13 protein-coding genes are annotated in these 12422 nt (G+C 69.1%); 8 read left to right on the top strand and 5 right to left on the bottom strand.

Annotated features, from left to right (window positions below; translation table 11 throughout):
* Window positions 1-16: 16 nt before the first annotated feature.
* On the bottom strand, window positions 17-1060 hold the full coding sequence (epmB, locus tag E2F49_RS03495) for an EF-P beta-lysylation protein EpmB (protein ID WP_133392624.1): 1044 nt from the start codon (window positions 1058-1060) through the stop codon (window positions 17-19).
* 93 nt (window positions 1061-1153) lie between these two features.
* On the opposite strand from epmB, the gene efp reads away from it, so the two are divergent.
* The 7 genes from efp (at window position 1154) to folE2 (ending at window position 7098) form a co-directional block, all read left to right on the top strand.
* A complete protein-coding gene (efp, locus tag E2F49_RS03500; RefSeq protein ID WP_133392625.1) occupies window positions 1154-1720 on the top strand; it encodes an elongation factor P in 567 nt (188 codons plus the stop codon).
* A 150-nt stretch (window positions 1721-1870) separates the two neighbouring features.
* Complete coding sequence (locus E2F49_RS03505; RefSeq protein ID WP_243713394.1) at window positions 1871-2632, top strand: PA3715 family protein; 762 nt, start codon at window positions 1871-1873, stop codon at window positions 2630-2632.
* 2 nt (window positions 2633-2634) lie between these two features.
* Window positions 2635-3978, top strand: coding sequence for a TRZ/ATZ family hydrolase (locus tag E2F49_RS03510; protein WP_133392626.1), 1344 nt, complete (start codon window positions 2635-2637; stop codon window positions 3976-3978).
* A 10-nt stretch (window positions 3979-3988) separates the two neighbouring features.
* Entirely contained in the window at window positions 3989-4699 is a 711-nt protein-coding gene (ubiG, locus tag E2F49_RS03515) for a bifunctional 2-polyprenyl-6-hydroxyphenol methylase/3-demethylubiquinol 3-O-methyltransferase UbiG (protein ID WP_133392627.1), read from the top strand.
* A complete protein-coding gene (locus E2F49_RS03520; protein ID WP_133392628.1) occupies window positions 4696-5379 on the top strand; it encodes a phosphoglycolate phosphatase in 684 nt (227 codons plus the stop codon). The genes ubiG and E2F49_RS03520 overlap by 4 nt, the downstream gene beginning before the upstream one ends.
* Window positions 5376-6050, top strand: coding sequence for a hypothetical protein (locus E2F49_RS03525; RefSeq protein ID WP_133392629.1), 675 nt, complete (start codon window positions 5376-5378; stop codon window positions 6048-6050). Before E2F49_RS03520 ends, E2F49_RS03525 begins: the two co-directional genes overlap by 4 nt.
* Before the next feature lie 133 nt (window positions 6051-6183).
* A complete protein-coding gene (folE2, locus tag E2F49_RS03530; RefSeq protein ID WP_133392630.1) occupies window positions 6184-7098 on the top strand; it encodes a GTP cyclohydrolase FolE2 in 915 nt (304 codons plus the stop codon).
* A gap of 161 nt (window positions 7099-7259) precedes the next feature.
* Here folE2 and E2F49_RS03535 read toward each other — a convergent pair whose 3' ends face one another.
* The 3 genes from E2F49_RS03535 to yidD form a co-directional block, all read right to left on the bottom strand.
* On the bottom strand, window positions 7260-8096 hold the full coding sequence (locus E2F49_RS03535) for a M23 family metallopeptidase (RefSeq protein ID WP_133392631.1): 837 nt from the start codon (window positions 8094-8096) through the stop codon (window positions 7260-7262).
* Window positions 8097-8172: 76 nt separating this feature from the next.
* Entirely contained in the window at window positions 8173-9525 is a 1353-nt protein-coding gene (locus E2F49_RS03540) for a dihydroorotase (protein WP_133392632.1), read from the bottom strand.
* Window positions 9522-9758: a membrane protein insertion efficiency factor YidD gene (yidD, locus tag E2F49_RS03545; protein WP_133392633.1), complete on the bottom strand. Its 237-nt coding sequence runs from the start codon at window positions 9756-9758 to the stop codon at window positions 9522-9524. Before yidD ends, E2F49_RS03540 begins: the two co-directional genes overlap by 4 nt.
* 112 nt (window positions 9759-9870) lie before the next feature.
* On the opposite strand from yidD, the gene dksA reads away from it, so the two are divergent.
* Window positions 9871-10881: an RNA polymerase-binding protein DksA gene (gene dksA / locus E2F49_RS03550; RefSeq protein WP_133392634.1), complete on the top strand. Its 1011-nt coding sequence runs from the start codon at window positions 9871-9873 to the stop codon at window positions 10879-10881.
* Window positions 10882-11162: 281 nt separating this feature from the next.
* On the opposite strand, the gene E2F49_RS03555 is transcribed toward dksA, so the two are convergent.
* Window positions 11163-12422: an MFS transporter gene (locus E2F49_RS03555; protein WP_425481353.1), complete on the bottom strand. Its 1260-nt coding sequence runs from the start codon at window positions 12420-12422 to the stop codon at window positions 11163-11165.

Consider the following 12422-nt stretch of genomic DNA (forward strand, 5'->3'; position numbering starts at 1 on the left):
CCGTGGGCAGACCGCCTTATGCCATGGAGGGGGTGATCCGTCCATCGCCTGTCGGGAGAACTGCGCGCTTGGACGCATCGCCCGCCACTTCGCGCACGAGGCGCGGCACCAGATAGCCGGACTGGCGTGCGACCAGCGCCGCATGCAGGGCCAGTGCGGTCGCGTCGTCGACCTCGAAATGGGCGGCACCGGCCACGCGGTCGAGCTGGTGGAGGTAGTAGGGCAGCACGCCGGCGGCGAAGCCGCGTTCGGCCAGCGCGGCCAGCGCGTCGACCGTGTCGTTGACGCCGCGCAGCAGGACGGCCTGGTTCAGCAGCACCGCGCCGGCGTCGCGAAGGGCGCGCATCGCCGCGTCGACCGAGGCGTCAAACTCGTTGGCGTGGTTGGCATGGACGACGATCGCGACCGGCCAGGGCAGGGCGGCGAGCCAGGCGCACAGCTCGTCGTCGACGCGCTCGGGCAGCACGATCGGCAGGCGGGTGTGGATGCGCAGGCGACGCACGTGCGGAATCGAGCGCAGCGCGTCGGTCAGCTCGGCGAGCTTGGACGTCGCCAGCGACAGCGGGTCGCCACCGGACAGCAGCACTTCCTCGATCGTCGGATCGCCCGCGATCACCGCCAGCGCCGCGCGCCAGCCGCCGGCCGCCGCGGTCTCCTCGGCATAGGGGAAGTGCCGACGGAAGCAGTAGCGGCAGTTCACCGCGCAGCTGCCGGTCGCCACCAGCAGGGCGCGCCCTGCGTACTTGTGGATCACGCCGTGGCCCGCCTTGGCCGCGCCATCGCCGACCGCATCCAGCCCGAATCCCGGCGCGGCCCGCAGTTCGGCGTCCAGCGGCAGCACCTGGCGCAGCAGCGGGTCGTGCGGGTCGCCATGCCGCATGCGCGCCACGAAGCCGCGCGGCACCCGCAGCGCGAACTGCACGGCCGCCTCTTCGGACACCGCCAGCGCGGCGTCCTGCAGGCCCAGCAGGGCCAGCAGTTCGCGCGGATCGCGGACGGCCTCGCGCCAGGCCTGCTGCCAGCGGCGCGGCTGCATCGGAAGGGGGGCTGCGGGTATCATGTGCGATTGGATCCAGAAGGCCGTACGCGCGTGTCGCGGGCGGTGAACCCCATATTGTAGACGCCGGCACGGCCGGCCCAGCAGGAGCGAGCAATGGCCAGTTACGGCATGAACGACGTCAAGAACGGCCAGAAGATCCTGGTCAACAACGAGCCGTGCGTCATCACCGACACCGAATACGTGAAGCCGGGCAAGGGCCAGGCGTTTACGCGCATGAAGTACCGCAACATCAAGAGCGGCCGCGTCGTCGAGCTGACGATGAAAGCAACCGACTCGGTGGAAGTGGCCGATGTCATGGACACCGACATGCAGTTTCTCTACGCCGACGGCGAGTACTGGCACTTCATGAACCAGGAGTCCTTCGAGCAGGTCCAGGCCGACAAGGCCGGCATGGGCGGCGCCGAGAAGTGGCTCAAGGGCGAAGAGCTGTGCGTGGTCACGCTGTGGAACGGCACGCCGATCGCCGTGCAGCCGCCGAATTTCGTCGAACTGCAGATCACCGAGACCGACCCGGGCGTCAAGGGCGACACGGCCGGCACTGGCGGCAAGCCGGCGACGCTGGAAACCGGCGCCGTGGTGCGCGTGCCGCTTTTCGTCGCCCAGGAAGAAGTGATCAAGGTCGACACGCGTTCGGGCGAGTACGTCAGCCGCGTCAAGTGATTGATCCGCAGCGAAATCGCAGAGCGATTTGCGTCGCGGATCCATCATCCCTGCGTGGGCAGGGATCCAGTGCCTGTGTGTAATGCGCCAGCCCGCTGGCGCCGCCGGGCAGGCGCGCTCGCGCTCCTGTCCGCGGTTGCAGGCGCTGCCGTGGCGGACGACGCGTCGCCGCGTGACGCCTGTCCGCTGCAGACCATCTTTGCCTTGAGCGAGGCTGGTCTGTTGCCGGCGGGTGACGATGCGCCCATCGTGGCCCAGGCCTGCCGGGTCTGGCCCTACGACGCCTCGCTCGCGCTGGCGGCGGTGGCCTATCCGATGCCGGGGTCGGACAGGATCGGCGAGCGCCAGTTGCGGCTGGTCGTCGCGATGCTGGGCGCCGAGGATGCGCGACTGCTGGCCGTGCACGAGACCGACCTCGCCGAAGACGCCGCGTTCGCGCTGACCGGCGACGGTCTGCTGCTGGATACGGCGCGTTATGACCTGGCCAAGGGCGTCCGTGCCTTCGGCGTGGTGCTGCGCAGTGCCGCGCCCGGCCCGAGTTGTCCGGATGGACGCGCCAACGACGAGATGACGCTCTACGTCCGCGAAGGCGAGACGCTGCGGCCGGTCTTTACCTCCAACCTCGATTTCTGGGCGCGCGTCGAGGGCGAACCCTGCAGCTGGGCGCCGGGCCAGCGTCTGGTGACCGAGGAAGCGCGCTTCACCATCGCCGTGCAGCCGACCGCCCACCACGGCTTCGCCGATCTGCGCGTGCAGTCCAACGTGGCGCGTACCGAGACCGTGACCGGCAGCGATCGCGAGACGTCGTCGCAACGGCGCGACAGTCGCGTGCTGCGCTACGACGGGTCGCGGTACGACACGAGCGCGCTGCAGAATGGCTTTTTCTGGACCCAGGCCCCATCGGACGAATGAGCATGCATGAAGGTGTCCCCCAGACCATCGACCTGCTGATCGAAGCCGCGCACGTGGTACCGGTCGAACCGCATGCGGTCGTGCTCGACGACCACGCGGTCGCCGTGCATCGCGGCGAGATCGTCGCGGTGCTGCCGATCGCCGAGGCGCGCCAGAAGTTCGCGCCGGTCGAAACCGTGTCGCGCCCGCACTCGGCGGTGTTGCCGGGCCTGGTCAATGCACACACGCATAATCCGATGACGCTGCTCCGCGGCATCGCCGACGACTTGCCGTTGAAGGTCTGGTTGCAGGAGCACATCTGGCCGATCGAAGGCGCCGTCATCGGGCCGGAGTTCGTCGCCGACGGCATCACCCTTGCGCTGGCCGAGATGATTCGCGGCGGCACCACCTGCGTCAACGAGAACTACTTCTTCCCCGACGTGCAGGCCGCGGTCTACAAGCGCCACGGCTTCCGCGCGCGCATCGGCCTGCCGGTCATCGATTTCCCGACCGCGTGGGCGAAAAGCGACGACGAGTACTTCGAGCGTGCCGGCGAAGTGCATGACCAGTGGCGCGACGATCCGCTGATCGCAATGGCCTTCGCGCCGCATGCGCCGTATACGGTCAACGACGCGAATTTCGAGCGCGTGCGCATGCTCGCCGACCAGCTCGATCTGCCGGTGCATCTGCACCTGCACGAGACCGCGCAGGAAGTGCAGCAGTCGATCGAGCAGTACGGCCAGCGGCCGATCGCGCGTCTCGATCGCCTGGGCCTGGTCAACGACCGCCTGATCGCGGTGCACATGACCCAGCTCACCGAGGGCGAGATCCACCTGTGCGCCGAGCGTGGCGTCAGCGTGGTGCATTGTCCCGAGTCCAACCTCAAGCTGGCCTCGGGCTTCTGCCCGGCCTGCGCGCTGGAACGTGCGGGCGTGACCATTGCCATCGGCACCGATGGCGTGGCCAGCAACAATGATCTCGACATGTTCGGCGAGACCCGCACCGCGGCCATCCTGGCCAAGGCGGTCGCCAACGACGCCGCCGGTTTCGATGCCTTTACCGCACTGCGGGCGGCCACGCTGGGCGGCGCGAAGGCGATCGGCTTCGGCGAGCGCATAGGCTCGATCGAACCGGGCAAGCAGGCCGATCTGGTCTGCGTGGACCTGTCGCCGCTGGAAACCCAGCCCCTGCACCACGTGGTCTCGCAGCTGGTCTACGCGACCGGGCGACACCAGGTGAGCGATGTCTGGATCGCCGGCCAGCCGAAGCTGCGATCGCGCACCCTGGTCGGCTTCGACGTCGACGCCATCACCGCGAATGCGCGCCAATGGCGCGACCGCATCTCAAGTCTGCGCACGGGCGCATGAGGCCGAACGAATGAACGCTCCCCGCGACAACTTCCACCAGGTCGAACTCGACAAGTTCGGCGCGCTCGCCAACCGCTGGTGGGATGCCGACGGCCCGCAGAAGGCGCTGCATGCGCTCAATCCGGTGCGTCTGGACTACGTGCGCGAGCGTGCACGGCTCGACGACATGCGCGTGCTCGATGTCGGCTGCGGCGGCGGTCTGCTGAGCGAGGCGATGGCGCAGCGCAATGCGCGCGTGACCGCGATCGATCTGGCCGAGGATCTGGTCAAGGTCGCCAAGCTCCATGGCCTCGAAAGCGGCGTGCAGGTCGACTACCGCGTGCAGGCGGTCGAGGCGCTGGCGGCCGAGCAGCCGGGCAGCTTCGATGTCGTGACCTGCATGGAGATGCTCGAGCACGTGCCGGACCCGGCGGCGATCCTGCAGGCATGCGCCACACTGCTCAAGCCGGGCGGCAGCCTGTTCGTATCCACGCTCAACCGCACGCCGGCCGCGTTCGCATTGGCGATCGTCGGCGCCGAGTACGTCGCGCGTCTGCTCCCGCGCGGCACGCACCAGTACGCGTCCTTCATCAAGCCGTCCGAACTCGGCGGCTGGCTGCGCGTGGCGGGTCTGGACCTGCAGGACGTCACCGGCCTGATGTACGAGCCGTGGCGCAACGGCGCGCGCCTGATTCCGCGTACCGACGTGAACTACCTCGCCTGGGCGAAGAAGCCGCAGTGAGCACGCCGTCCGTCCGCACCGCGTTTCCTGTCGGTGCGCTGTTCGATCTCGACGGCACGCTGCTCGACAGCGCGCCGGACATGCTCGCCACCGTCAACCGCATGCGGGCCGATCGTGGCCGGCCGCCGCTGGCGCTGTCCGACATCCGCCCGGTCGTCTCGCGCGGCGCGCGGGCGATGGCCGCGGTCGCGTTTCCCGACCTCGATGCCGAGAGCGTCGTCGCACTGGTGCCCGAATTCCTGGCGGTCTACGCCGAGGAGCTGGGTCGCCACAGCCTGCTGTTCGACGGCGTCGAACCGATGCTGGCCGGGCTCGAGGCTGCCGGTACGCGCTGGGGCATCGTGACCAACAAGCCCGAATATCTGGCCGCGCGCATCCTGCCGCAGCTCGGCTGGCAGGCCCGCTGCGCGGTGCTGGTCGGCGGCGACACGCTGGCCGAACGGAAGCCGCATCCGCTGCCGCTGCTGCACGCCGCCGAGGCCATCGGCATCGCGCCGGGCGAGTGTGTCTACGTCGGCGACGACGCCCGCGACATCATCGCTGCGCGCGCGGCCGGCATGCCGTCGATCGTCGCGCTGTGGGGCTATCGACTCGACGACGACGATCCGGTCGCCTGGCAGGGCGACGTGATGCATGCGTCCGTCGACGCCCTGTTCGAACCTGCCGGCTGGCCGGCGTGAGCGCGGACTTCCGTCCCGGCGACGAGGATTTCGTCGGCAAGTGGCAGGCGCGCTGGCCCGAATGGCGCATCGGCATGGCGTTCGTGCCGCCTGCGCTGCGCGAGCGCGCGGCGCCGTGGTTCTCGCTGCTCGACGAGTTCGGCGATGCGGCCTGGGCCGGTATCGATGCGACGCCGGGCCTGGCCAAGCTCGCGTGGTGGCAGGACGAGTTGCAGGGCTGGGCCAAGGGTGCGCGCCGCCATCCGTTGGCCACGCAACTGCAGCGCGTCGATGCGCCGTGGCAGACCCTGGCGCTTGCGCTGCGCCTGCTGCCGGCCACGCGCGAGCATCCTGCGGATACCGCGCGCAATCTCGCGCAGCTGCAGGACCTGGCGCTCGCGGTCGCGGCCTGCGAGACGAAGCTGTTCGGCGACCGCAGTCCCGACAGCGGCGACGGCCGCATCAGCGCCGCCCCGTTGCTTGCCATGCAGGCCTTCGTGCGTGTGGACCAGCCGCTGGCCGCGCATCTGCTCGCTGCATGGCCGCCGCGCGACGGCGGCACCCGCCCGCGCCGGATCGCCGATGCGATCGCGCAGTCGCGACTGCGCATCCTCGCGCGCGACGGCGAAAGCCGTCCGGTGCCGGGGCCGCGCGTGCTCTGGTCGAGTTGGCGCGCCGCGCGTTCGCGCTGAACGCAGCATCCCGCGCGGGACGGAGAAACGCAGCGTTGCGGAGGGCACGGCAGGCGAGCCGCTAAACTGATGGGCGCGACGGGTGCCTGACGCGCCCGTCCGATCCTGCCTTCGTCTTCCCCACGAGTCCGCCTTGAGCACCGCATCGAACACCGACCGCCTTCCCGACGTCGCCGGCGACAAGGCCCAGGCTGCACGCCTGCTGGACTGGGTCGGCATGGGCAACATCGCGTTGCCGCTGCGCATCGAAGATGCGAACGGCGGCGCGGTCACCGTGCCGGCCTCGGCCGACATCGGCGTGAACCTGGTCGATCCCGATGCGCGCGGTATCCACATGTCGCGCCTGTACCTGCACCTGCAGGACGCCCTGTCGAGCCGCACGCTGGACCGCGCGGCACTGGAGACGGTGTTGCGTGACTGCATCGAGTCGCAGCGCGGCCTGGCCGACCGTGTGCAGCTGACCCTGCGTTACGGCCAGCTGTTGCGGCGCCCGGCACTCGCCAGCGCGCACAGTGGCTGGAAGACCTATCCGGTCGAAATCGACGCGGTGCTCGGGCCGGCGGGTCTGGCGCTGACGTTGTCGCTGTCGGTCGAGTATTCGAGCACCTGCCCGGCATCGGCCGCGCTCTCGCGCCAGCTCAATGCCGCGCGCTTCGCCGGCGACTTCAACACCGACACCGCCGGCTACGACGCTGTGCGCGACTGGCTCGAATCTCCACGTGGCCTGGCCGCGACCCCCCACGCCCAGCGCAGCCGCGCCGACGTGCGCCTGGTCCTGGCCGACAGCGTGGACGCCTTTCCGATCCTCGCGATCGTCGATGCGCTGGAACACGCGCTCGGCACGCCGGTGCAGACCGCGGTCAAGCGCGAGGACGAGCAGGCCTTCGCCAGCCTCAACGCCGAGAACCTGATGTTCTGCGAGGACGCGGCGCGCCGCGTCGCGGCTGCACTGTCGACCGATCCGCGCATCGCGTGCTTCGACGCCAAGGTCTCGCATTTCGAGAGCCTGCATGCGCACGACGCGGTGGCGCGGGTGAGCGGGCCTTGAGCAAGTTTGATCGGCGCGAAACCTCGAGTCAGCCGATATCACCGTCATCCCGGCGAACGCCGGGATCCAGCGCATTTCATCGCTGTTGACGAGTCGCAGTCACCGGATCCCGGCCTGACCAGCCACTCGGCTGCTCAAAGCCGCCGGGATGACGTGGAAGCTCAGGGCCTCTCCAGCACCAGCTGCGGATCGATCCGCACATCGAACCAGTTCATGCCCCAGTGCAGATGCGGTCCGGTCGCGCGCCCGGTCGCGCCGACGGCGCCGATGACCTGGCCCTGTTCGACGCGGTCGCCGACCTTGGCGTCGATGCGCGAGAGGTGCAGGAAGTTCGAGCTGATGCCGTAGCCGTGGTCGAGCAGCAACGTGCCCCCGGTGAGATAAAGGTCCGGACCGGCGAAGGTCACGATGCCGGCGGCCGGCGCCTTGACCGGCGTGCCGGTGGGCGCGGCGATGTCCATGCCCGAATGTGGCGCGCCGGGTTGGCCGTTGTAGGACCGCGCGCGGCCGAAGCGACCGCTGATGCGGCCCTCGACCGGGCGGATGAAGCCGTTACCGAAGTCGACGCGATCGTCGTCGCGCACGCGCGCTTCGGTGACCTGGGCCTGTTCGCGACGGATGCGTTCGGCGATCGCAGGCGGCGGGTTGACCGTCGCCGGCGGCACACCGTTGACGCGTTCGACGGGCCAGTCGCGCGGCGTGATCGCGATCGAGGCCGACTGGCGGCTGCCGTCCGCGCGCGTGATGTCCAATTGCACTGGCCCGGTCTCGTCGCGAGCGACACCGAGCGCCACCGTGCCGTAGCCGCTGACGCGCAACGCGCGATCGCGGTACTGCACGCGGCTGCCGGCCGGCACCTTGCCGATCACCAGGCTGCCCTGTTGCACCTGTTCGGGGAAACGCACGTCGCCGGCGTCCTGCGCGGATGCGGGCGACACGAGCAGGGCGAGCGATGCCACCAGCACCAGGCGGCGGAGGGCAGGGCGGAACAGCGGCATGCGGATGTCCGTCAGCGGAAGAGTCGGCCGCGCAGCGTACGCAGCCGGAGATGAAAGCCCGGTGGCCTGCATCGACTCAGCGCGCGAACGCCAGACGCTGTCCCGCAGCTTCGCCGACCAGCTGAGATCCATCCCATGCAAGACGCCCGTTGACCCAGGTCGAGGCGATGCGCGAGCGGAACGTGGTGCCTTCGAACGGCGACCAGCCGCAGCGCGACAGCACCTGCTCGCGGGTCACGGTGAACGGCGTGTCCTCCACCATCACCAGATCGGCGAAATACCCCTCGCGCAGGAAGCCGCGCTCGGCGACATCGAACAGCTGCGCCGGTGCATGCGCGAACTTCTGCACCACGCGGGTGATGTCGAAATGCCCTTCGTGCACGCATTCCAGCGCGGCGACCAGGGCGAACTGCACCAGCGGCAGACCGCTCGGCGCACGCGTGTAGGGGTTCTCCTTCTCGCTCAGCAGATGCGGCGCGTGATCGGTCGCGAGCACGTCGATGACGTCGTCCGCCAACGCGCGGAGCAGCGCTTCGCGGTCGGACGCATCCTTGATCGCCGGGTTGCACTTGATCAGATGCCCGAGGCGCGCGTAGTCGGCGCGGTCGAAACGCAGGAAGTGGATGCAGGTCTCGGCGGTGATGCGCTTGCGCACCCTGCCGGCCGCATCGACCAGCGGCCCGCGTTCGAACAGCGCCAGTTCCTCGGCCGTCGAGATGTGCAGGACATGCAGGCGGGTGTCGTGTCTGCGCGCCAGCGACAGCGCCAGCTGCGTGGACTTCATGCAGGCCTCGCGCGAGCGGATGTCCGGATGGCACGCGGCGGGGATGTCGTCGCCGTACTTCGCCACGTACTCGCGCTGGATCGCATCGATCGTGGGCGTGTCCTCGCAATGCGTGATGATCGGCACCGGGGTCTCGCGGAAGATGCCGTCGAGCGTCTCTGGGTTGTCGACCAGCATGTTGCCGGTCGAGGCGCCCATGAACACCTTGACGCCCGGCGTGGTCAGCGGGTCGATGCGCCGCACGTGGTCGAGGTTGTCGTTGCTGGCGCCCATGTAGAAGCCGTAGTTCGCGCGCGCGCGACCCGCGGCGCGGTCGTACTTGTCCTGCAGCACGTCGGCGCTGAGCGTCGGCGGACTGGTGTTGGGCATGTCCATGAAGCTGGTCAGGCCGCCGGCGACGGCCGCGGCCGACTCGGTCGCCATGTCGGCCTTGTGCTCCATGCCCGGCTCACGGAAGTGCACCTGGTCGTCGATCATGCCGGGCAGCAGCCAGCGGCCTGCGGCATCGACGGTGGTCTCGCCGGTCCGCGCCGACAGCGCGCCGCCGATCTCGGCGATGCGGCCATCGGCGCCGATGCGCAGGTCGCCTTCGGTGATACGGCCTTCGTTGACGAGGCGCGCGTTGCGGATCAGGGTCGAGGTCATGGCTTGGGGTCCAGTTTCGGCATCGGCACGGGGTCGTACCCGCCCGGATGCAGGGGGTGGCAACGCGACACCCTGCGCAGCGCCAGCCAGCCGCCGCGCAGCACGCCGAAGCGGGCGATGGCGACCATCGCGTACGACGAACAGCTCGGATGGAAGCGGCAGCGGGGGCCGAGCAGGGGGCTGATGAAGCGCTTGTAGCCGCGCAGAAGAAGGATGAGCAGACGCGCGATCACGACAGGTCGGCGGAGGCGATGAACACGGTGGTCGGGACGGTTGCCGCTGCAGGGTTATGCAGGGTATAACACGCCGCTTCCCCGCCCAAGGGAATGACAAGGATCGCAGCACGTGGCAGTCAAGAAACCCGCAAAGAAGGCCGTCAAGAAGGCCGCAAAGCCCGCCGCGAAGGCAGCCGTCGGGAAGAAGGCTGCGCCGGCTACGAAGAAGACAGTCACGAAGAAGGCAGCGCCGGCCAAGAAGGCCGCGGGCAAGCCCGCACCGGCCAAGCCGGTCGCGAAGAAGGCGCCGGCCAAGGCGCCTGCGAAGAAGGTCGCACCGCCCAAGCCCGCCGCGAAGAAGGCGGCACCGGCGAAGGCACCCGCGAAGAAAACGGCGAAGCCGGCACCGGCGAAGGCCGCGCCTGCCAAGCCGGCGACGAAGCCCAAGACCGCAGCCGCTCCGGTTGCGTCGAGCAAGCCCGTCGCCAAGAAGGTGGCACCGGCGAAGTCGATCAGCGACAAGCCCGCCGCCGCTCCGAAGGTGGAGGCCCCCAAGGCGGCCGCTACGCCGGCCAAGGCCTCCGCGCCGAAGCCGGCGCCGGCATCCACTCCCACAACGCGTCCGCGTCCGGCCGGCAAGGTGGCCGTCGCGGGCGTTGCGCGCCAGCAAGAGCCGGCGCCCAGAACGAAGGTGAAGGTCGTGCAGTACAAGACCGATGCAGAAACAGGTCGTCCCATCCTCCCGCAGGGCTACAAGCCCACCGCCGACGAGGAGTACATGAGTGCGCTGCAGCTCGAGTACTTCCGCCAGCGGCTGCTCAACTGGCGTGCGGACCTGGTGGAGGAATCCAAGCAGACGATCGAGAACCTCAAGGACGAAGTCCGCGACGTCGGCGACGAAGCCGAGCGTGCGACCCGCGAGACCGAGAACTCGCTCGAACTCCGCACCCGCGACCGCTACCGCAAGCTGATCGGCAAGATCGACAGCACGCTCAAGCGCGTCGACTCGGGCGAGTACGGCTACAGCGTCGACTCGGGCGAGGAGATCGGTCTGGACCGTCTCGAAGCCCGTCTGACCGCCGAGCGCACGATCGACGAGCAGGAGCGCTGGGAGCACCTGCAGAAACAGATGGGCGATTGATCGCTTTTTGCTTGAGTGTCAGGAGAAGCCCGCGCAAGCGGGCTTTTTCATTGCTGGCCTGCGCGAGTCCGACACAGGCAGTGAAGAGCGTCCTCTCCGGCGAGAGCGGGCTTCCATCCGGGGGCTGCTAGTCGGTTCGGTCAGCCATCCATGACTGACTCACCGCCGCGGGCCATCCTGGTCCGCTCCTCGCAGCCCCCGGACGAAATCCCGCGCTGACGTTCCGAAATCCGGACTTCGATTCGTACGGATTCTCGAACGATCGCAGTGGAACAAACGCTTTACTGCAACTCCCGCAGATCCAAACTGCGCAGCCGCGGCGCTTTTAAGGCAGTCGTCGCGACCACACCCATCGTGACGAAGCCGCCCAGCACGACAGCGGGCACCAGGCCCAGCAGGCGCGCCATCGAGCCCATGTAGAACGCGCCGATCTCGTTCGAGGAGCCGACGAACAGGCCGTTGATCGACGACACCCGGCCGCGCATGTGGTCGGGTGTGGACAGCTGCATGATGGTCGAGCGCATGATCACCGACACGCCGTCGCACATGCCCGACAGCAGCAGGAAGAACGCCGACAGCCAGAACGCCGTCGACAGGCCGAAGCCGATCATGCACAAGCCGAAGCCGGCGACCGCGCACAGCAGGAAACGGCCCGCGTTGCGCTGGATCGGATGACGCGCCAGCCAGATGCCCATCGCCACCGAGCCCAGAGCCGGGGCGCTGCGCAGGATGCCGAGTCCTTCGGGTCCGTGATGGAGAATGTCGTGGATGAAGGCGGGAGCCAGCGAGATCGCGCCGCCGAACAGCACTGCGAACATGTCCAGCGCCAGTGCGGCCAGCAGCAACTGGTGGCCGAACACGAAGCGTGCACCCTCGGCGATGCTCGCGAACACGGGCTCGCGCTGCAGTTGCTGCGGCGGTTCGGTCACGCCCATGCGCGCCAGGAACACGATCACCACCAGCGCCAGCAACGCGGCGAGCGCGAATACGCCCGGAACGCCCAACGGCTTGATCAGCAGACCGCCGATCGCCGGGCCCAGCACCATCGCGCTCTGGAACACGATGCTGCCCAGGCTCGCGCCGCGCGCGAACTGCGCACGCGGCAGCACGCGCGCGAACAGCGCGTTGTAGACCGGGCCGAGGAAGGCGCGGACCATGCCGGTCAGCATGATCGGCAGGTAGAGCAGCCAGATGCCGTGCTCGAACAGGTCCAGCGTCAACAGCGCCAGCAGCAGCGGCGTGACCGCCAGACCCGCGGCCGCCGCCATGCCCAGCTTGCGACGCGGCAGATGGTCGACGAGATACCCGGCGAAGGGCGCGACGCAGAAATACGGCAGCACTTCCGCCAGGCCGATCAGGCCCAGCATCCACGGATTACCGGTCTCGGCGTAGATGTGCCAGCCGGCTGTGACCGCGACGATCTGGTACGACAGGATCGTGAAGATGCGATAGCCCAGCAGGGCGCGGAAATTGCGATTGCGCAGCGGCGCCGCGCGACTGGTGTCGGCGTCGCCGCGTTCGTCCGGCTCCGGCGGCGAGAT

It is taken from the genome of Luteimonas terrae (genome assembly GCF_004358165.1).
In the GTDB taxonomy this organism is placed as follows: domain Bacteria; phylum Pseudomonadota; class Gammaproteobacteria; order Xanthomonadales; family Xanthomonadaceae; genus Luteimonas; species Luteimonas terrae.

Bases quoted from the DNA above. Each gene is read 5' to 3' on its own strand.
- epmB (WP_133392624.1), bottom strand. From the start codon at position 1,060: ATGATACCCGCAGCCCCCCTTCCGATGCAGCCGCGCCGCTGGCAGCAG.
- efp (WP_133392625.1), top strand. From the start codon at position 1,154: ATGGCCAGTTACGGCATGAACGACGTCAAGAACGGCCAGAAGATCCTG.
- E2F49_RS03510 (WP_133392626.1), top strand. From the start codon at position 2,635: ATGCATGAAGGTGTCCCCCAGACCATCGACCTGCTGATCGAAGCCGCG.
- ubiG (WP_133392627.1), top strand. From the start codon at position 3,989: ATGAACGCTCCCCGCGACAACTTCCACCAGGTCGAACTCGACAAGTTC.
- E2F49_RS03535 (WP_133392631.1), bottom strand. From the start codon at position 8,096: ATGCCGCTGTTCCGCCCTGCCCTCCGCCGCCTGGTGCTGGTGGCATCG.
- E2F49_RS03540 (WP_133392632.1), bottom strand. From the start codon at position 9,525: ATGACCTCGACCCTGATCCGCAACGCGCGCCTCGTCAACGAAGGCCGT.